The organism is Rhodovulum iodosum, assembly GCF_041020385.1.
In the GTDB taxonomy this organism is placed as follows: Bacteria; Pseudomonadota; Alphaproteobacteria; order Rhodobacterales; family Rhodobacteraceae; genus Rhodovulum; species Rhodovulum iodosum.
Window position 1 is genome coordinate 820,347 of the sequence record NZ_JBEHHI010000001.1, and the last position, 18,700, is coordinate 839,046.

An 18,700-nucleotide genomic window follows, 5' to 3' on the forward strand; every position below is an offset into this window, starting at 1 on the left:
AATGGCAAAAACCGATGCCGGACAAATGATCGTGAAACCCTCGGCCGAGTCGCTGGCCGAATCGGCACGGGCCGCCGGAACGCGCGGATTGCCGCCGGTTCATGCCTGGAACCCGCCGTTTTGCGGCGATCTCGACATGCGCATCGCGCGGGACGGCACGTGGTTCTACCTCGGCACGCCGATCGGCCGGCCCGAACTGGTGCGGCTGTTTTCCACCATCCTGCGCCGCGACGGGGAGGATTATTTCCTCGTCACCCCGGTCGAGAAGGTGGGCATCACAGTCGACGATGCCCCCTTCGTGGCGGTGGATTTCGAGGCGAAGGGCGCGGGCGAGGCGCAGTCCCTCACCTTCCTGACCAACATGGGCGACAAGGTGACGGCGGGGCCCGACCACCCGATCCGGGTCGAGCGCGACCCAGAGACCGGAGAGCCCTCGCCTTACGTTCTGGTGCGCGACCGGCTGGAGGCGCTGATCGACCGCAAGAGCTTTTACCGGCTGGTCGAGATTGGCGCCCATGCCGAGCATGAGGGGGATAACTGGTTCGGCCTGTGGTCGCGCGGGCGGTTCTTCCCGGTCATCCCCTCGGCCGAACTGGGGTAGGCGTCAGCAGGCCGCCCGGTCGGCACAGCCCGAGGCAGCGGTTTCCAGCTCCAGCGTGGCGTGGTCGATGCCGAATTCCTGCGCGAGCATCGCCTTGGCGCGCGCGGTGATCTCGGGGAATGCGGCGACACGGTCACCGGCAATCACCAGGTGCGCCTCGAGCGCGGTTCGCCGCTCGTCGATTTGCCACAGGTGCAGGTGGTGCACGTCCTCTACCCCATCCTCGGCGGCCAGCCGGTCGTGCAGCCTGTCCAGCGGCGGGGCGGCGGGGGTGCCCATCATCAGCATCCGGATCACCGGGCCGATCTCGCGGCCCGCGTGCCACAGGATGTAGCCGGAAATACCCAGCGTCACCAACGGGTCGATCAGCCGCCAGTCATAGAGCAGGATCAGGCTGCCGGCCACGATCACGGCGACCGATCCCAGCGCGTCGGCCAGGTTGTGCAGGAACGCGGCGCGGATGTTGACGCTGTCCTGCGCCATGCGCCAGGTCAGGTAGGCCGTCACCGCGTCGACGATGAGCGCGAGGCCGGCAATAACGACGACGATCCAGCCTTCCACGCCGGGCGGGTCGATCAGCCTGCCGATGGCCTCGTAGATCAGGAACAGCCCGATCAGGATCAGCGCGTTGAGGTTGATCAGCGCGGCCACGATCTCGGCCCTGCCATAGCCAAAGGTCATGCTCTCGTCGCGGGGGCGGCGGGCGATGCGCCGGGCGGCCAGTGCCATGATCAGCGACACCGCGTCGGAAAGATTGTGCACCGCATCCGCGATCAGCGCCAGCGAGCCCGACAGGATGCCGCCAACGATCTGCCCCACCGTCAGCAACAGGTTGGCCGCCACCGCCCAGGCCACCCGCCTATCGCCCGTGGCGGCGTCTACATGAGGGTGGCGATGGTCGTGCGGCATGGGCGGAGTTTGGGCGCGGCGTGCAGCCGATGCAAGCACGCCAACTCCCGTTTAGCGCACGGCCATGACCGTGCAGGGCGCGTGGTTCACCACATGGCTGGCCGTGGTGCCCAAGAGGTAATCCTGGATGCGCGGATTGGCCGATTCCATCACGATCATGTCGATGGACTCGGATTGCGCCAGCTTGACGATCTGGCGGTGCGGCGCGCCTTTTCGGACCAATAGACGGACAGCAACGTCGCCCGCAGGATTCTCTTTTAGGAATTTCTTGAGCCGGTCCATCCAGAAGGCCTCGGAATCGTGGATGTTGAGGTTTCGCTCCATCTCGGGGACGACGGTAGCGAGGATCACCTCGGCGCCGTGCCAGCGGGCCTGCCGCAGCGTCTCGCCATAAGCGGGATGGGCGAGTTCGGCGTGGCGCAGGTTGAGCGGGCACAGGATCTTGTGGATATCGCGCGGCATGTGGGGGCTCCTGCAGGGAACGGTTGCGATTTCCCCGCTACATAGGGCCGGCGCCTGCCCGGCCCATGTCGCAAAGCGCCGATGTAGAGAGCGGAAGCGGCGTTTAGTGCGCCTCCGCCCAGTTCGCGCCCTGCCCCGCGTCCACGACCAACGGCACGTCGAGCTGCACCGCCGGCTTCGCGGCCCCCTCCATAACGTTGCGCACCGCCGCGACGGTGTCGTCCACCGCGCCCTCCTCGACCTCGAAGATCAGCTCGTCATGGACCTGCAACAGCATCTTGGCGGGCAGGTCGGCTATCGCCTCGGGCATGCGGACCATCGCCCGGCGGATGATGTCGGCCGCCGTGCCCTGGATCGGCGCGTTGATCGCCGCGCGCTTGGCGAACCCCGCCTGCGGGCCCTTGGCGCCGATCTCGGGCGTGTGGATGCGCCGTCCGAAAAGGGTCTGAACGTATTTGTGCCCTTTGGCGAAGGCGATCGTTTCGTCCATGTAGTCCCGGATGCCCGGGAAGCGTTCGAAATAGCGGTCGATGAAGCCCTGCGCCTCGCTGCGCGGGATGCGCAGGTTGCGCGCGAGGCCAAAGCCCGAAATCCCGTAGATCACGCCGAAATTGATCGCCTTGGCGCGGCGGCGCACCTCTGGCGTCATCTCGTCCATCGGCACGTCGAACATCTCGGACGCGGTCATCGCGTGGATGTCCTGCCCTTCGCGGAACGCCTCTTTCAGCGCGTCGATCTCGGCCATGTGGGCGAGGATCCTGAGCTCGATCTGGGAATAGTCGAGGCTGACCAGCACGCGGCCCTTGTCGGCCACGAACGCCTCGCGGATGCGGCGGCCCTCTTCGGTGCGCACGGGGATATTTTGCAGGTTCGGGTCGGTCGAGGCCAGCCGCCCGGTGATCGCCCCGGTGATGACGTAAGAGGTATGCACACGGCCCGTCTCGGGGTTGATGTGGTCCTGCAGCGCGTCGGTATAGGTCGATTTCAGCTTCGATAGCTGGCGCCAGTCGAGCACGCGGGCGGGCAGGTCGTGGCCTTCGGCGGCGAGGTCTTCCAGCACGTCGGCGCCGGTGGCATAGGCGCCGGTCTTGCCCTTCTTGCCGCCCGAGAGGCTCATCTTGTCGAACAGGATCTCGCCCAGTTGCTTGGGCGAGCCCACGTTGAATTTCTCGCCCGCCAGTTCGTGAATCTCGGCTTCCAGCCCGGCCATCTTTTGCGCGAACGCATTGGACATCCGGCTCAGCGTGTCGCGGTCCACCTTGATTCCCGCCATCTCCATACCGGCCAGCACCGGCACCAGCGGGCGTTCCAGCGTCTCGTAGACGGTGGTGACCTTGCGCTGGTGAAGCTGCGGCTTGAAGATTTGTGCCAGCCGCAGGGTGATGTCGGCGTCTTCGGCGGCGTATTTCACCGCCTCGTCGATCGGCACCCGGTCGAAGGTGATCGCCGATTTGCCCGTGCCCAGCAGCGACTTGATCGGGATCGGGTCGTGTTCGAGGTAGCGTTCCGAGAGCGCATCCATCGAATGGCCGTGCAGCCCCGCGTTCATCGCGTAGGACATCAGCATCGTGTCGTCGATCGGCGCCACCTCGATGCCGTAGCGGGCCAGAACCTTGGCGTCGTATTTCATGTTCTGGCCGATCTTCATCACCGCCGGATCTTCGAGCAGCGGCTTGAGCATCGCCATCGCCTCGTCCAGCGGCATCTGCCCCTCGGCCAGCGCGTCCGATCCGAAAAGATCGTCGCCCGCGCCGCGGTGGGCCAGCGGGATATAGCATGCCTGTCCCGGCTCGACCGACAGCGAGACGCCCACCAGGTCGCAGCGCATCTCGTCTAGCCCGGTGGTCTCGGTATCCACCGCCACCCAGCCACGAGCGGTGGCGCGGTCCACCCACGCCTGCAACGCCCCTGCATCGCGGACGCATTCGTAGCTGTCCGGCGCAAAGGGCAGCTTGTCGGGCGCGTCGGGCGCGTCGGGCGGGTTCGCGCCGGCCGGGTCGGTGTCGGCGATCACCGGAGCATCGACGCCCAGCCCGTCGGCGATCCGCTTGGTCAGGGTGCGGAACTCCATCTCGGTCAGGAAACCCAGCAGCGCCTCGGGGTCGGGCTCTTTCACCTCAAGATCGTCGAGGGTGAATTCGAGCGGCATCTCGGCATCGAGCGTCACCAGCTTTTTCGACAGCTCGATCTGGGCGCGGTTCTCGATCAGGGTCTGGCGGCGCTTGGGCTGCTTGATCTCCTCTGCCCGGTCCAGCAGCGTTTCAAGATCGCCGAAATCGTTGATCAACAGCGCCGCGGTCTTGATGCCAATCCCCGGCGCGCCGGGAATGTTGTCGACGCTGTCGCCGGCCAGCGCCTGCACGTCGACCACCCGGTCGGGGCCGACGCCGAATTTTTCCTCGACCTCCTCCACCCCGATCCGGCGGTTCTTCATCGCGTCCAGCATCTCGACCCCGCCGCCGACCAGCTGCATCAGATCCTTGTCCGAACTGATGATCGTCACCCGCCCGCCGGCCTCGCGGGCCTGGCGGGCGAGCGTGGCGATGATGTCGTCGGCCTCGTAATTCTCCTGCTCGATGCAGGCGATGTTGAAGGCGCGGGTCGCCTCGCGCGTCAGCGGGATCTGCGGGCGCAGGTCCTCTGGCATCTCGTCGCGGTTGGCCTTGTACTGGTCGTAGAGGTCATTGCGGAAGGTGTGGCTGCCCTTGTCGAAAATCACCGCCACATGGGTGGGCGCGTCGGGGCCGGCGTTATCCTCGACGTATTTGTGGACCATGTTGCAAAAGCCCGACACGGCACCCACCGGCAGCCCGTCGGATTTGCGCGTCAAGGGCGGCAGCGCGTGGAAGGCACGGAAGATGAAGGCCGAGCCGTCGATCAGGTGCAGATGGCAGCCCTTGCCGAATCCGGTGCTCATGTCGCCGCGCGCCTCCTGTTGGTCCGCCCTTGGTATTGGCACGAAGCCTCGCGCGCTTCCAGCCGTTTGCGGGCTCAGGCGCAGGGGGCCGTCGCTGCCTCATCCGCCTCCAGCGCGATCAGACGGCGCAGATCGGGCGCTGCGATCCGGCCCAGATGCGCCGTGCGGCCGACCACCAGCGCGGGCGTGCCGACAAAGCCGAAGCGTCGGGCCAGCCCGGCGCTGACCGCAAGCTGCCGGTCGATCGCGGGGGCCTGCATGTCGGCGACAAGCCGCTCGCCGTCGATGCCCAGCGCCTCGGCCAGATCGCGCAGGTAGCCGGGGCTGGGTGCGAATGACGACCGGGCGAGGCGCAAATGCATCGCGTCGCCCGCCCCCTGCCGTTCAGCCGCAAGCGCCGCCCGCGCGGCCAGCACCGACCCCGCCCCTAAAAGCGGCAGCTCGTGCCAAACCAGCCGGATCGGCGGGTCGGCCGCGGCCTTGAGGTCGAGCAGCAGCGGCGTCAGCACCCGGCAATAGGGGCAACGGAAATCGGAAAAATAGGCCACCGGCACGGCCTCTCCGAGCGCCGCGCCAAAGAGAAGGGCGCAGATATCGCCCCCGGGCGCCGCGGCCGCGGGCGCCTCGCCGGCATCGAGCCCGGCGAAGAGCGCCGTGCCGGCGGAAAACTCCGCCTGCGCGGTCCGCCGAAAGCCGGGCAGGCCCGCCACCGGCACGAAATCGAAGCGGCGGGGCACCATGCGGCGGTAGAGACCCGGCCCCGCGGACAGCGCCGCGGCGGCCAGCGCCGCGCCCCCCAGCCACAGCAGGTTGCGGCGGGTATGCTCGGTCATGCGCTCACCCGAACATGTCCAGCGCCTCGGCCAGAATCGCCTCGGGCGCGTCCTCTTGCACCAGGTGCCCCGCACCGGGCACCCGCACCAGCCGGCAGCCCGGCAACATCGCCGCCAGCCGCTCGCCCGCGGCCAGCGGTATCCATTGGTCCTCTTGCCCCCAGATCAGCCGCACCGGGCAGCGCAGGCCGGGATACCCCGGCTCGACCTCGTCGGTATAGGCCATGTCCATCTGGGCGATCTGGCGGTAAAAGGCGGGCTGGCCCTCGGCCCCCAGCCAGGGCGCAATGTACGGATCGAGCGCCGCATCCGTCAGCCCGGCATGGCTGGAGGTGCGGATATAGGCGGCCAGCAACGCGCGCTGCATGTAGTCGGGCACACCTGCGAATGCCGCCTCGTGGCGTTTGACATGGGCCACGAAGGCGCTGCCCCACGGGCGCAAGGCCACCGGGTCGATCAACAGCAGCCGGTCGTAATCGAGCCCGTCCAGGAGATGCGCGCGCAGCGCCGTGGCACCGCCGAAATCGTGGGCGATCACGCCCGGCGCGTCGAGCTGCCAATGGGCGAAGAGCGCCGCCAGCACCCCGTTCTGCACCCCAAGCGACACGTCGCCGGCGGGCTTGGCCGAGGCCCCGTAGCCCAGCAGGTCGTACAGGTAGACCCGGTGGCGCACCGCCAGCACCGGGGCGATGCGGTGCCAGACATGCGAGGAAAACGGCGTGCCGTGGATCAGCACCAGCGGCGGGCCCTCGCCCATCACGCGCGTCGCGATCTCCTGCCCGCCGACGCGGACCGGCACCGGCGGCGGCAGAGGCATGTCACTTCACCTTGCCGGCAAAGCTTTCATGGATGAATTTCTTGTCGCAATAACCGCATTCGACCCACCCCTTGTCCTGCGGGATCTGCAGCCAGACCCGCGGATGGCCGAGCGCGGGGCCGCTGCCATCGCAGGCCACGCGCCATTTGCTGACGATTTCGGTCTCCGGCGCCGGGGTGTCTTCGTCCTGTCCGGGGGCTTCGACGGGCATGGATTGGGCTCCGATCATTGTCGTGGCGGCGGGGTCGCCTTACTTCGGAGGGCATGATAGCGATTGGTCCGGCACGGGCAAGCGGCGCGAAAAGGGGGCGGCATGGGCGAGAACGCGATCGAAATCGAGGGGCTGACCAAGACCTACGCCGCCAGCGGCAGCCAACCCCCGAAAGAGGCGCTGAAAGCGGTTGATCTGAACATCCCGGCCGGGTCGATCTTTGGCCTGCTGGGCCCCAACGGCGCGGGCAAGTCGACGCTGATCAACATCCTGGCCGGGCTGGTGCTGAAGACCTCTGGCCGCGTGCAAATCTGGGGTTTCGATCAGGACGTCAACCCGCGCCAGTCGCGCGCCTCGATCGGGGTGATGCCGCAGGAACTGAACATCGACCCGTTCTTCACGCCCCGCGCCGCGCTGGAGGTGCAGGCGGGGCTTTACGGCGTGCCGAAATCCCAGCGCGTGACCGACAAGGTGCTCAAGGCCATCGGGCTGGAAGACAAGGCCGACGCCTATGCCCGAAACCTTTCGGGCGGGATGCGGCGGCGGCTGCTTCTGGGCAAGGCCCTGGTGCATCGGCCGCAGGTTCTGGTGCTGGACGAGCCCACGGCCGGCGTCGATATCGAGCTGCGCCAGATGCTGTGGGCCAATATTCGCCGGCTGAACGAGGAACAGGGCACGACGATCATCCTGACCACCCATTACCTGGAAGAGGCCGAGCAGATGTGCGACGAGATCGCCATCATTAACCATGGCGAACTGATCGCGCGGGATTCCACCGCCGCGCTGGTGGGGCGGATGGACGCCAAGACGCTGGTGATCCACCCCGACGGCGACGCGACGCTGCCCGAAATGCCCGCCGGCGTCGAAAGCTGCCAGCGGCGCGACGGCGCGTTCTGCTTCACCTACCGCCGCGGCGAGATCGCCACCGGCGCGGTGCTGGAGGCGGTGCGCAAGGCCGGTATCGTGATCCGCGACGTGGCCACCGAAGAACCCGACCTTGAGGATGTGTTCGTGGCGCTGACCTCGGACAAGGGCAAGGCCGCCTGAGGCCGGCGACCATGGCCCGCGTGATTCTCTTCAACAAGCCCTACGGGGTGCTGTCGCAATTCACCGATGCCGAGGGGCGCAAGACGCTGGCCGATCATATCGACGTGCCCGGCGTCTATCCCGCAGGGCGGCTGGACCGCGACAGCGAGGGGCTTTTGGTGCTGACCGATGACGGGCGGCTGCAGGCGAAGATTGCCAGCCCGAAGCACAAGACGGAAAAGACCTACTGGGTGCAGGTCGAGGGTACACCCGACACGGCGGCGCTGGATGCGCTCTGCCGTGGCGTGACCCTCAAGGACGGCCCCACCCGCGCCGCCCGCGCACGCCTCATCGACCCGCCCGCCGGGCTCTGGCCGCGCGATCCGCCGGTCCGGTTTCGCAAGTCGGTGCCCGATTGCTGGCTGGAACTGACCATTTCCGAGGGCCGCAACCGGCAGGTGCGACGGATGACGGCTGCAGTGGGCCACCCGACGCTGCGGCTGATCCGATACCGGGTCGGCCGCTGGACGCTGGAGGGTCTCAAGAACGGGGACTGGCGGGAAATTGGCAGGGGCTCGAACGGGACCGGGGTGTGAAACACCGCGGACCGGCCGAAACCGGGCCTGCGCTGCAACCGCGCGGTTTATCGGCCGATCACGGCATCGCGGGCCGACTCGGCGGCGATCCGCCGGATGTCGCAGCGCGCGATCGAGATGTCGTCCAGGTTCCGGTCCGACATGGTTTCCAGTTCCCTCAAGGTCTGGGCGTAGACCTGCCGCCGCAGTTGCCATGTCTGGTACTGCTCAAGCTTGCGCCCGATAAGGTTTTGCCACTTGGCGGGAAAGATGCCCGCCTGAAGGACTGCATTGCGTTGCATGGTATGCTCCTAGCCGTATTGGGCGCCGCACGGACGCCGTTTTCCCTCCCGTTTTCGTGTAGCTATCCCCCGAACGCGCCATTCGGCCTCTGGGATGTAAAGGGACCCCCTGCAAGGCGGAGCCCCGGCGCGAGCAGCCGATGCTGCATCAGCATTGCTGCACTGCAGTATACTTGGGCTGGATGCGGCGGTTTAGAAGATGCCTTTTCGGAACAGCCGCTTTGCCCGGGGTGCAACGCCCCGTGCCGAGATTGCCCTTTAGAAAGGCGTCACGCCGCAAAACGCGGCCCGGCCAGCATCGAAGGCCCGGCGCGGGCGGGGCCTTTTGCAGCCTAACGCTTTTGCAGCATCCGCCCCAGGGGGCGCCCGGCGAGAATATGCATATGCATATGGGGCACCTCTTGCACGCCGTCGTCCCCGGCATTGGTGATCAGGCGGAACCCGTCGCCGCCCTCACCGGGCTGGATGCCCCTCATCCGGCAGATCTGGCCGATCACGCGCGAAAAGTCGGCAAGTTCCGCGTCGGACGCCTCCAGCGCGAAATGGTCGTAGCAGACGTAAGGGCCTTTCGGGATGACCAGCACATGCACCGGCGCCTGGGGCGCTATATCGTTGAAGGCAAGCGTGTGCTCGGTCTCCATCACCGTATCGTTCGGGATCTCCCCGCGCAGGATCTTTGCGAACACGTTCTGGTCGTCATAGTCATAGGTCATCGGGGCGCTCCTCAATCGGCAAAGAGATAATGGGCGGCGGCGATTTCGCGGGCCTTGTCGTAGGGCAGTTCGAGAAACTGCGCCAGCGGCGCCGCGTTCTCATCGACGCTGGCCGTCTGCCGCATGCGGTAGAGATGCGGGAAATCGGCGTCGCGGATGCGGTCGCTCTCGAAGATCACGTCGTTGCGGATGGTGGGCAATAGCCGGTCCATCACCTCTTTCGGGGTATGCTCTCCGGCCAGTCCCACCCGGTGGGCATGGCCGATGAGATACTCGTCGGTGAACTGGCACTGAACCTCCAGCATCTTGGTCTTGGACCGGTCCGAATAGAAATCCTGCATCAGCTCGAGGCTGGCTGGGTCGAGACAGATGATCAGCCGGTCGGTATCGTAATAGTCGAACAGCATCCGCATCAGCGCCCGACGGTGGCGGGTGCGCTTTTCCAGCGATGCCTGGATGCCGCCGAGATTGGGCAACGCCGTGTCGGCCTCGTCGAAAAGATACTCGACCGCCGGCAGGTTGGTCGCCTGCCGCACCCGGTCGACCAGGCGTTTGGCCACGTGCCATTTCTTGCAGGTCACGATCAAGAGCTCGCGCTCGCGCCCGAGGCTTGCCTCTTTTTCCCAGAAACGGGGCGCAAAGCGGCGCCCGACCCGGCCGCGCCCGGTGAGAAACTGAAACAGGCTGAGCCCCTCGTTGGAGATGTCGAAATCGAGCTTGCGGCTGGCATAGAGCGCGCCGAGCCGGCGCTTGAGCTCGCGCGCCTCCGGCGAGATCTTGCGCGCGAAGAGGAAATCCTGACCGAGCAGCAGGTCGTAATGGTCGTTGTAGAAGGTGACCGGCATCCCGTAATCGGAAAACATCAGGAAGGTCAGCGTGCGGGGTCGCAGCTCGACCTCGGGCACCAGATGGCGCACCAGGGTCTGGAAAAACGTCTCGTCGGGAATCCAGGTGGTGCGGAAAAACCGCACGATGTCGGGCCGGGCGCGGCAAAAGTCGAGCACCGCCTCGATGGTCGACCGGCGCAGGCACCACCACTGGCTGCCGATCATGATTTGCAGGTCGGCCGGGATCTCGCGCTTGAGCCCCAGACGTTTTTGCAGGTCATAGGCGGCGTAGAACAGTCGCTTGTATTTCCGTTCGTTGAAGAAATGGCGATAGACCAGCCGGTCGCCCTTCATCCCGGTCTTGATCCAGTCGGACTCGAAGAAATCGAAGCTTTCGATATAGTCCACGTCCTCGGCATCGAGGTAGGAATGGGTGTATTCGGCCGATTTGATCGCCATGCAGTCGCCCGACAGCATGTAGAAATGGGTGGCCTTGGGAAACGCCTCTTCGGCCGCCTCCACCGCGTTCAGCGTGGCCTCGACCAGCGACCATTCCCCCCAGCCGCATCTGATGCGTTTCTTGGCGAATGTCACCGAGGGGTTGGAGTCGAGCGCGGCACGGATCGCGTCGTAATCCGTCTTGGGTGCGCGCGCATCGAAATGGATCGCCATCAGGTCGCCCGCCGCGGTCAGCCGCTCGGCCTGCTTGATGATCGCATCCGGATCCTTGTGGCATAGCAGGATGAAGGCGATCTTGGCCATCGGCCCCCTTTTTCCAAGATTTCGCCGTGCCGTTTGCGGGACAGGGCAGATATGGCGGTCAGCCGTTGAAAAAACCGTATAACTTTGCTTTCTACATGTCACCGGAGCCTGTGCAATGGCTCGTCGCAAAAAGGAGTAGCGCCCATGGGCTTTCCCGGCACCTGGATGACGACGAGCGAAAGCATGGTCTACCGCGTCGTGCCGAAATGCGCCTGCTCCACGATCGGGCAGATCATGTTCTACTCCGATCACGGCGAATTCTTCGACGGCGACGTGCACGACGCCACCGCGGGCCTGCACAAATGGGCGCTGGAGGACAGCCACGCCCCCATCGAGCGCGTCGTGCGCGGGCACGAGGCCTATGCCTTTACCTGCGTGCGCAACCCCTATTCGCGCATCCTGTCGTCCTTTTTCGACAAGATCTGCGGCATCCAGCGCAACGGCAAACGCTACCGCGGCAAGCTGGTGCCGCTATTGGTCCAGAAATACGGCATCGAGGTCGGCGGCGAGGACGGCAAGCAGGAGTTCGACCAGATCAAGAGCTTTCGCCGGTTCCTGCTATTCGCGCGCGACACCATCCGCTGGCGCCGCCCGATGGACCCCGACATCCATTGGTCGGCCATGTCTGGGCATGTCTCGACCTTCATCGTCAATGGCGGGCGTTACGACCACATCTTCTTCACCGAAAAATTCAACGAGGGGATGCAGACGGTGCTCGACGCGGTCGAAACGCCCCATGGCGTCACGCTCGACGAGATACCGCGCTTCAACGAATCCCAGGGCCACGGGCCGGAACGCGCGCATCCGGTCGAAGACTATTTCGACGACCTGTCGATGCACCTCGTCTACGAGATCTACAAACGCGACTTCGTGCTGTTCAAATACGATTTCGAAAACCCGGGCAACAAGATGCCCATCGGCGAGATCGACCTCGACGAGGTGCACGCCAAGCTGGGCGACTAAGCGCGCGCCGTCACGTCAGCCCGTGTTCCCGAAACAGCGCTTTGAGGTCGGCCTCGGCGCGGGCGCCGATATGGCTGATGATCTCGCTGGCCGCGATGCAGCCCATGCGCCCGCAGGTCTCCAGCTCATGGCCATGGGTCAGCCCCCAGAGAAAGGCCCCGGCGAAGAGGTCGCCCGCGCCGGTGGCGTCGACCACCCGCGTCGGCACGGCGGGCGCGTGCCAGCGCTGCCCGCCCGACAGGATATGCGCCCCGTTCTCGCTGTCGGTGCAGGCGACGATGTCGATCTCGGCGGCCGCGCGGCTGAGCGCCGCGTCGAAATCGTCGGTCTCGTACATCGACAGTATCTCGGCGCGGTTCGCGAACAGCAGGTCGACATCGGCCCGGATCATCCGGCGAAAGGCGTCGCGGTGGCGTTCCACGCAGAACGGGTCGGACAGGGTCAGCGACACGCGGCCGCCGGCCGATTTCGCCGCGCCGATGGCCCGCGCGAAGGCCTCGTGGCTTTCGGGCCCGTCGAAGCGGTAGCCTTCGAGGTAGATCCACTCGGCGCCCGCCACCTGACGTTCGTCGATGTCGGACGGCGTGAGGTGCTCGGTCACCCCGAGATAGGTGTTCATCGAGCGTTCGCCGTCAGGCGTGACCAGCACGATGCATCGCCCGGTTTCCCCGTCGGTCTCCTTCGGCGCGGGCGGCGTGTCGTACTCGGCCCCCTGCGCGCGCAAATCATGGGCGAAGATCGCGCCCAGCTGGTCGTCCTTGACCTTGCCGACATAGGCCGTGCGCCCGCCCAGATGCGCGATGCCCGCGATGGTGTTCGCGGCCGATCCGCCCGAGATTTCCTGCGCCGGGCCGATCTGTCCGTAAAGATGCACCGCGCGCTGCATGTCGATGAGCTGCATGATGCCCTTCTCGATGCCATGCGTGTCGAGAAAGCCGTCTTCGGCATGGGCCAGGACGTCGACAAGGGCGTTGCCGATACCGACAACTTGGTAGGGTTTGGTCATTCGGTTTTGTCCTCAAAGGGGCAGAGATCGCGGATCAGGCAGGTGGGGCACATGGGCTTGCGCGCCTTGCAGGTGTAGCGGCCGTGCAGGATCATCCAGTGATGGGCGTGGCGCTGGTATTCGGCCGGCACGTTGTCCTCGATGGCGCGCTCCACCGCCTCGACGGTCTTGCCCGCGGCCACGCCCGAGCGGTTGCCGAAGCGGAAGATATGGGTATCGACCGCCTGCGCGGGCAGGCCCCACCACATGTTCAGCACCACGTTGGCGGTCTTGCGCCCCACGCCCGGCAGCGATTGCAGCGCGGCGCGCGAGGACGGCACCTCGCCGCCGTAGTCGTCTACCAGGATGCGGCTGAGCTTTATCACGTTCTTGGCCTTGTTGCGGTAAAGGCCGATCGTCTTGATATGCTCGATCAGCCCATCCTCGCCGAGCGCCAGCATCTTTTCCGGCGTGTCGGCGATCTGGAACAGCCCCCGCGTGGCCTTGTTCACCCCCGCATCGGTCGCCTGCGCCGACAGCGCCACGGCCACCACCAGCGTGTAGGCGTTCACATGCTCCAGCTCGCCCTTGGGCTCGGGCTCGGCCGCGTGAAAGCGGCGAAAGACCTCGGTGATCTTATGATAGCCCATCTGCTGTGCCATGCCCGCCGGTATGCCCCGCATAGGGGCCGGGGGCAAGCGGGCGGGGCCAGGTGTTTTGGCGCAGGTTTCGGGTCGCCGGAGGGCGCGCCGGCGCCTATTCTCGGGGCATGGCGCAAGGAGGACGCGCAATGAACGAGATGACGGAACCCGGCTATCACTACGCGGTCATGCGCCGCGCGATCGAGCGGATCGACGCGGCCGGCGGCGCGGCGCTGTCGCTCGACGACCTCGCCGCCGAGATGAACATGAGCCCGGCCCATTTCCAGCGCCTGTTCAGCCGCTGGGTCGGCGTCTCGCCCAAGCGCTACCAGCAATACCTGACGCTGGGCCATGCGCGCGCGCTGATGCGCGAGCGGTTCACCACGCTCGAGGCCGCCGATGCGGTCGGGCTGTCGGGCTCAGGCCGGCTGCACGATCTGTTCGTGCGGTGGGAGGCGATGAGCCCGGGCGAGTTTGCCCGCCGCGGCGCGGGGCTGACCATCGCCTACGGGTTCTTTCCCAGCCCCTTTGGCGAGGCGTTGGCGATGGGCACGGACAAGGGGCTGTGCGGGCTGGCCTTTACCGACGAGACAGGCCGCGAGGCGGCCCTGGCCGACATGACCGCGCGCTGGCCCGAGGCGCGGGTCGTTGAGGCGCCCGAGCGGCTGGCGCCGCTTGTCGAGGCCGCCTTCGCTCAGAAAGGCGAGGCGCGGCTGCACCTGATCGGCGGTCCGTTCCAGATCAAGGTGTGGGAGGCGTTGCTGGGCGTGCCCTCGGGGCAGGTCACCACCTATTCGGAAATCGCGCGCGCCGTCGGCCACCCCACAGCCGTCCGCGCCGTGGGCACCGCGGTGGGCCGCAACCCGATTTCCTGGCTCATCCCCTGCCACCGCGCGTTGCGCAAGTCGGGGGGACTGGGCGGCTATCACTGGGGCCTGCCGGTCAAGCGCGCCATGCTGGCCTGGGAGGCCGCCCGCGCCGATGCCAGGGCCTGAGACGGGCCCTGCGCGGAACATCGCCGACCGCGCCGGGCGCGCAGTGGGTTGGGGGCGCGGCACGCCATCTGCTATGCTAGTGGCAAAGCGATCCGAACCCATGAGGCCAACATGACCCGAGCACGCCATTCCCTGCTTCTGACGACCGCCGCCCTTGTGGCGCTGACCGCCTGTACCGATCCGAACACTCCGACCAACGACCCCTATCAGCGCACCAAGGAAGGCGCGATGGTGGGCGGCCTCGTCGGCGGCGTTCTGGGCGCGATCACCGCCGACGATTCCGACGAGCGCGGCCGCCGCGCCGTCGTCGGCGCGGCGCTGGGGGCCGCGGCGGGCGGCGTGATCGGCAACCAGTTGGACAAGCAGGCGGCCGAGCTGCGCCGCGACTTCGGCAATGACAGCATCATGGTGGTCAATACCGGCGACCGCCTGATCGTGACCATGCCGCAGGACATCCTGTTCCCCACCGACAGCGCGACGGTGAATCCCGGCCTGCAAGGCGATCTGCGGGTGCTGGCAGGCAGCCTGAACGATTATCCCAACACCACCGTCGACATCATCGGCCATACCGACAACACCGGTGCGTCGGAATACAATCAGGATCTGTCCGCGCGCCGCGCGACCTCTGTCGCCTCGGTGCTGACCGGCGCGGGCGTGTCTCCGGCGCGGCTGCGCGCCTACGGGCGCGGCGAGGATCAGCCGGTGGCCTCGAACCTCACCCCCGAGGGCCGGGCGCAGAATCGCCGGGTTGAAATCGTCATCCTGCCTTCTGCCTAGGCCCGTATCGGCCGGGATCTGGGGCCGGGGCGTCGCGCCCGGCCCCTTTTCCATTGCTGAAACCCGCGAAGCGGTCATATCTTTTGACCAAAGGGAGCGCCGCATGCCGTTTCAGAAGGTCGACACCGGAAAACGCTCGCAGGCGGTCGTGCATCAGATCGAACTGCTGATCCTGCGCGGCATCCTGCGCCCCGGCGATAGGCTGCCGTCGGAACGGGAGCTGGCCGAACAGATGGGCGTTTCGCGCCCCTCGCTGCGCGAGGCGGTGGCCGAGCTTCAGGCCCGCGGCCTGCTGAGCAGCCGGGCCGGGTCGGGCATGTATGTCGCCGAGGTGCTCGGCTCGGTATTTTCCGAGGCGCTGATCCGGCTTTTCGAATCCCATGACGAGGCGGTGTTCGACTATGTCGCCTTTCGGCGCGACATCGAGGGGCTGGCGGCCGAACGCGCCGCCCGGCTGGCCTCGGACACCGACCTCGAGGTGGTCGACACGATCTTTCACCGGATGGAGGCGGCGCACGGCAAGCGCAACCCCGACGACGAGGCACGGCTGGATGCCGAATTCCACCTCTCGATCATCGAGGCGGCGCATAACGTGATCATGCTGCACGTCATGCGCTCGATGTTCGACCTGTTGCGCGAGGGCGTTTTCTACAACCGCCAGATCATGTTCCGCCAGCGCACCACGCGGGCCATGCTGCTGGACCAGCACCGGGCGATCAACGAGGCGGTGCAGGCCCGCGACCCTGCCGCGGCCCGCGCCGCCGTCGTGGCCCATCTGGACTATGTCGAGCAGGCCCTCAGCGACCACCTGCTGTCAGAGCGGCACGAGGCGATTGCCCGGCTGCGGCTGCAGCACGCCCAGGGCAAGGACTGAGACGCGCGAAACGGCGGTTAGTCGTCGCTGAATCGGGTTGGTTCGCCTGGCGTCCAGCGCTGCCATTCGATGGCGGCGTGTCCGCGCCTGCGAGGCGGCGCTTCCCCGCCCGTCCCGGGTAGAGGGGGGCGCCTGGCGCGGAGAATCGAACATCTCGCCTGGCGGCGCATGGCGGATATGGGACATTGTCCCACAAGAAAACCCGGCCGGTAAGGCCGGGTTTACTGCTGAGCGGTCTGTCTCGCGCCTCAGTGAAGCTTGGCGCCCACCTGCTTGATCGCGTCGTCGATCAGCGCGTTGCCCTTGGCGTCGGTCATCTGGCCCGAGAGCACATCGGCGGCCGCGGCCGTCGCCACGGCGATGGCCCGATCACGCACCTGGCGCAGCGCGCCGGCCTCGGCCGAGGCGATCTGCTCTTCGGCGGCCTGCAGGCGCCGCGCGATCGAATCCGCGATGTCCTTCTTCGCGGACTCCGCGGCATCTTCGGCCTCGCTGCGGGCGTGGGCGATGATCGCCTCGGTCTGCTCCTTGACCTCGCGCTGCTTGCGCTCGTACGAGGCCAGCACCGTCTGGGCCTCTTCGCGCAGGGCCTTGGCCTCGTCCAGCTCGCCGCGGATCTGATCGGCCCGCTTGTCCAGCATGGCCACCACCTTGCCCGGCACGCCCAGCGCGACGAGAACGCCGACGAAGATCAGGAAGGCGATCAACACCACGAAGTCGGTGTTGTAGAGCGAGAAGAAGGGACCCGTTGCAGCCAGCGCCGGGCTGGCCATGAGCGACAGGAGAATGGCAAGTCGTTTCATGGTCGCTACCCCTTCAGCCGCGCGGCGACGGCGGACTCGACCGAGGCGGCATCGGTACTCTGACCCAGCGCCTCGACGATCTCGCGCGCAGTGGCGCGGGCCACCTCGGTGACGTTTTCCAGCGCGCTCTCTCGAATTTCCTCGATGCGGCCTTCCGATTCCGCGGCCTTGGCCGCGATCTCGGCATCGGCCTTGGCGATGGCGGCGTTCAGGTCTTCCTGGATCTCGGCCTTGGCCTCGGCGATGATCTTGTGCGCCTCGGCCCGGGCGTCGGCCAGAGCCTTGTTGTAGGCCTCTTCGGCCTGCTGGGCACGCAGCTTGAGTTCCTCGGCCATGGCGAGGTCGTTGGTGATGGTTCCCCGCCGTTCGGCCAGAACCGCACCGATGCGCGGCAGGGCGATGCGCGACAGGACGTAGTAGATCACGACGAGCGTGACGATGAGCCAGAAGATCTGGTTCGGAAAGGTCGAAAAATCGAGCTGCGGCATGCCGACAGCCTCACCGCCATTTCCGGCGGCATCGGCCGCGTGCGCGGCCCCCTCTTCGACAGCGTTCGTTTCTGTTGCCATGTCGTCCCCCTGGAACCCGGGTTTACACCGGGTGGGCGCGTGTCGTCACCCCCACCCGGCCGTAAGGATCGGTTCGGCGGGTGCTTAGACGGCGAACATCAGCAGAAGCGCGACGAGGAACGAGAAGATCCCCAGAGCTTCGGCGAACGCGATACCGATGAACATGGTGGCGGTCTGCGAAGCGGCCGCCGAGGGGTTGCGCAGCGCGCCCGAGATGTAATTGCCGACCACGTGGCCCACACCGACGGCGGCGCCGCCCATGCCGGTACAAGCCAGACCAGCGCCCACATAGGCACCCATTTGAACGATATCGCCTTCCATGTCGATTGCTCCTTACGTTGGAAGTGGCAGAGATGCGTGTGTCGATTCAGTGATGCGGATGCAGCGCATCGCGCAGGTAGACACAGGTGAGGATCGCGAAGACATAGGCCTGGATGAAGGCCACCAGCGTCTCCAGCGCGTAGATCGCCGTGATCGCCAGGATCGACAGCGGCGTGACCGCGATGCCGATGCTCGAGACCAGGATGAGCGAGGCGAAGCCCGCGAAAACCTTGATCACCGCATGGCCGGCCATCATGTTGCCCATAAGTCGGATAGAGTGGCTGACCGGGCGCACGAAGTAGGAAATCACCTCGATGAAGGCCAGGATCGGGCGCAGCGCCAGCGGCGCCTGGTCGATCCAGAACAGCCGCAGAAAACCCATGCCGTGCTTGACGAACCCCAGGACGGTGACGCTGATGAACACCGCCAGCGCCATCGTCGCAGTCACCGCGAGGTGCGAAGTGGTGGTAAAGGCGGTGGGCAGCAGCCCGAGGAAGTTGCTGAACACGATGAAGATGAACAGCGTCATGATGTAGGGGAAGTACTTCAGCGCGTCCTTGCCGGCGACCTCTTCCACCATCTTGTAGACGAAGCCATAGGCAAGCTCGGCCACCGACTGGATGCGGTTCGGCACGACGGCGCGCCCGCGGGTGCCGATCACCAGCAGCAGCACCACGCACAGCACCGATATCGCCATCCAAAGCGTCACATTGGTGGGGGTGTACCAGCTGACCGGCCCGTCGCCGAACAGCGGCTCGACCAAGAACTGGTCCATCGGATGGATCTGGAGCCCGCCTTGTGCTTCTTCTGCCACCGT

22 protein-coding genes are annotated in these 18,700 nt (G+C 66.5%); 7 read left to right on the forward strand and 15 right to left on the reverse strand.

All coding sequences use genetic code 11. The features are described 5' to 3' along the window. Positions 1 to 25: 25 nt before the first annotated feature. The gene (locus Ga0609869_RS03950; RefSeq protein WP_245972366.1) at positions 26 to 601 is read left to right on the forward strand and encodes a DUF1285 domain-containing protein; all 576 of its coding nucleotides are present in this window, start codon (positions 26 to 28) and stop codon (positions 599 to 601) included. A gap of 3 nt (positions 602 to 604) precedes the next feature. On the opposite strand, the gene Ga0609869_RS03955 is transcribed toward Ga0609869_RS03950, so the two are convergent. The 6 genes from Ga0609869_RS03955 to Ga0609869_RS03980 form a co-directional block, all read right to left on the reverse strand. Next, complete coding sequence (locus tag Ga0609869_RS03955; protein WP_125407499.1) at positions 605 to 1,510, reverse strand: cation diffusion facilitator family transporter; 906 nt, start codon at positions 1,508 to 1,510, stop codon at positions 605 to 607. A 51-nt stretch (positions 1,511 to 1,561) separates the two neighbouring features. Beyond that, positions 1,562 to 1,972 carry a universal stress protein gene (locus tag Ga0609869_RS03960; RefSeq protein WP_125407496.1) on the reverse strand — a complete coding sequence of 137 codons (411 nt, stop codon included), beginning with the start codon at positions 1,970 to 1,972 and terminating at the stop codon, positions 1,562 to 1,564. 103 nt (positions 1,973 to 2,075) lie between these two features. Further along, positions 2,076 to 4,889 (reverse strand): DNA polymerase I, encoded by a 2,814-nt coding sequence (gene polA / locus Ga0609869_RS03965; protein WP_125407494.1) that lies wholly within the window; start codon positions 4,887 to 4,889, stop codon positions 2,076 to 2,078. 74 nt (positions 4,890 to 4,963) lie between these two features. Further along, entirely contained in the window at positions 4,964 to 5,722 is a 759-nt protein-coding gene (locus tag Ga0609869_RS03970; protein WP_125407491.1) for a DsbA family protein, read from the reverse strand. A gap of 4 nt (positions 5,723 to 5,726) precedes the next feature. Then, entirely contained in the window at positions 5,727 to 6,539 is an 813-nt protein-coding gene (locus Ga0609869_RS03975) for an alpha/beta fold hydrolase (RefSeq protein ID WP_125407488.1), read from the reverse strand. A 1-nt stretch (position 6,540) separates the two neighbouring features. Beyond that, entirely contained in the window at positions 6,541 to 6,750 is a 210-nt protein-coding gene (locus Ga0609869_RS03980; RefSeq protein WP_125407485.1) for a zinc-finger domain-containing protein, read from the reverse strand. A 102-nt stretch (positions 6,751 to 6,852) separates the two neighbouring features. Between Ga0609869_RS03980 and Ga0609869_RS03985 the strand changes: the two genes are divergently transcribed. Together Ga0609869_RS03985 and Ga0609869_RS03990 are read left to right on the forward strand one after the other, a co-directional pair. Next, complete coding sequence (locus Ga0609869_RS03985) at positions 6,853 to 7,797, forward strand: ABC transporter ATP-binding protein (protein ID WP_125407482.1); 945 nt, start codon at positions 6,853 to 6,855, stop codon at positions 7,795 to 7,797. Between the two features lie 11 nt (positions 7,798 to 7,808). Further along, positions 7,809 to 8,372 carry an rRNA large subunit pseudouridine synthase E gene (locus Ga0609869_RS03990; protein ID WP_125407479.1) on the forward strand — a complete coding sequence of 188 codons (564 nt, stop codon included), beginning with the start codon at positions 7,809 to 7,811 and terminating at the stop codon, positions 8,370 to 8,372. Positions 8,373 to 8,419: 47 nt separating this feature from the next. On the opposite strand, the gene Ga0609869_RS03995 is transcribed toward Ga0609869_RS03990, so the two are convergent. The 3 genes from Ga0609869_RS03995 to Ga0609869_RS04005 all read right to left on the reverse strand — a co-directional run bounded on the left by Ga0609869_RS03995 (position 8,420) and on the right by Ga0609869_RS04005 (position 10,955). Next, positions 8,420 to 8,653 carry a DUF1127 domain-containing protein gene (locus tag Ga0609869_RS03995; RefSeq protein WP_125407476.1) on the reverse strand — a complete coding sequence of 78 codons (234 nt, stop codon included), beginning with the start codon at positions 8,651 to 8,653 and terminating at the stop codon, positions 8,420 to 8,422. Between the two features lie 332 nt (positions 8,654 to 8,985). Continuing rightward, the gene (locus Ga0609869_RS04000; protein WP_125407473.1) at positions 8,986 to 9,366 is read right to left on the reverse strand and encodes a histidine triad nucleotide-binding protein; all 381 of its coding nucleotides are present in this window, start codon (positions 9,364 to 9,366) and stop codon (positions 8,986 to 8,988) included. An 11-nt stretch (positions 9,367 to 9,377) separates the two neighbouring features. Next, positions 9,378 to 10,955 (reverse strand): DUF5928 domain-containing protein, encoded by a 1,578-nt coding sequence (locus Ga0609869_RS04005; RefSeq protein ID WP_125407470.1) that lies wholly within the window; start codon positions 10,953 to 10,955, stop codon positions 9,378 to 9,380. A 144-nt stretch (positions 10,956 to 11,099) separates the two neighbouring features. Here Ga0609869_RS04005 and Ga0609869_RS04010 point away from each other — a divergent pair, with 144 nt between their 5' ends. After that, complete coding sequence (locus Ga0609869_RS04010) at positions 11,100 to 11,918, forward strand: sulfotransferase family protein (protein ID WP_125407468.1); 819 nt, start codon at positions 11,100 to 11,102, stop codon at positions 11,916 to 11,918. 10 nt (positions 11,919 to 11,928) lie between these two features. On the opposite strand, the gene Ga0609869_RS04015 is transcribed toward Ga0609869_RS04010, so the two are convergent. Together Ga0609869_RS04015 and nth are read right to left on the reverse strand one after the other, a co-directional pair. After that, on the reverse strand, positions 11,929 to 12,924 hold the full coding sequence (locus Ga0609869_RS04015) for an adenosine kinase (protein WP_125407465.1): 996 nt from the start codon (positions 12,922 to 12,924) through the stop codon (positions 11,929 to 11,931). Further along, positions 12,921 to 13,565 (reverse strand): endonuclease III, encoded by a 645-nt coding sequence (gene nth, locus Ga0609869_RS04020; RefSeq protein WP_125407462.1) that lies wholly within the window; start codon positions 13,563 to 13,565, stop codon positions 12,921 to 12,923. The genes Ga0609869_RS04015 and nth overlap by 4 nt, the downstream gene beginning before the upstream one ends. Before the next feature lie 128 nt (positions 13,566 to 13,693). On the opposite strand from nth, the gene Ga0609869_RS04025 reads away from it, so the two are divergent. The 3 genes from Ga0609869_RS04025 to Ga0609869_RS04035 all read left to right on the forward strand — a co-directional run bounded on the left by Ga0609869_RS04025 (position 13,694) and on the right by Ga0609869_RS04035 (position 16,190). Then, positions 13,694 to 14,539 carry a bifunctional helix-turn-helix domain-containing protein/methylated-DNA--[protein]-cysteine S-methyltransferase gene (locus Ga0609869_RS04025; protein ID WP_125407459.1) on the forward strand — a complete coding sequence of 282 codons (846 nt, stop codon included), beginning with the start codon at positions 13,694 to 13,696 and terminating at the stop codon, positions 14,537 to 14,539. 111 nt (positions 14,540 to 14,650) lie between these two features. Beyond that, positions 14,651 to 15,316, forward strand: a complete 666-nt coding sequence (locus Ga0609869_RS04030) for a YiaD family glycine zipper/OmpA-like lipoprotein (protein ID WP_125407457.1) — start codon at positions 14,651 to 14,653, stop codon at positions 15,314 to 15,316. Between the two features lie 103 nt (positions 15,317 to 15,419). Then, on the forward strand, positions 15,420 to 16,190 hold the full coding sequence (locus Ga0609869_RS04035) for a FadR/GntR family transcriptional regulator (protein WP_125407454.1): 771 nt from the start codon (positions 15,420 to 15,422) through the stop codon (positions 16,188 to 16,190). Positions 16,191 to 16,438: 248 nt separating this feature from the next. On the opposite strand, the gene Ga0609869_RS04040 is transcribed toward Ga0609869_RS04035, so the two are convergent. The 4 genes from Ga0609869_RS04040 to Ga0609869_RS04055 all read right to left on the reverse strand — a co-directional run bounded on the left by Ga0609869_RS04040 (position 16,439) and on the right by Ga0609869_RS04055 (position 18,697). Then, a complete protein-coding gene (locus Ga0609869_RS04040; protein WP_125407451.1) occupies positions 16,439 to 16,993 on the reverse strand; it encodes a F0F1 ATP synthase subunit B in 555 nt (184 codons plus the stop codon). A 5-nt stretch (positions 16,994 to 16,998) separates the two neighbouring features. Further along, positions 16,999 to 17,562, reverse strand: a complete 564-nt coding sequence (locus tag Ga0609869_RS04045) for a F0F1 ATP synthase subunit B' (RefSeq protein ID WP_125407448.1) — start codon at positions 17,560 to 17,562, stop codon at positions 16,999 to 17,001. 84 nt (positions 17,563 to 17,646) lie between these two features. Continuing rightward, complete coding sequence (locus Ga0609869_RS04050) at positions 17,647 to 17,883, reverse strand: F0F1 ATP synthase subunit C (RefSeq protein WP_125407445.1); 237 nt, start codon at positions 17,881 to 17,883, stop codon at positions 17,647 to 17,649. 46 nt (positions 17,884 to 17,929) lie between these two features. Then, positions 17,930 to 18,697 carry a F0F1 ATP synthase subunit A gene (locus tag Ga0609869_RS04055; RefSeq protein WP_281273301.1) on the reverse strand — a complete coding sequence of 256 codons (768 nt, stop codon included), beginning with the start codon at positions 18,695 to 18,697 and terminating at the stop codon, positions 17,930 to 17,932. Between the last annotated feature and the right edge of the window lie 3 nt (positions 18,698 to 18,700).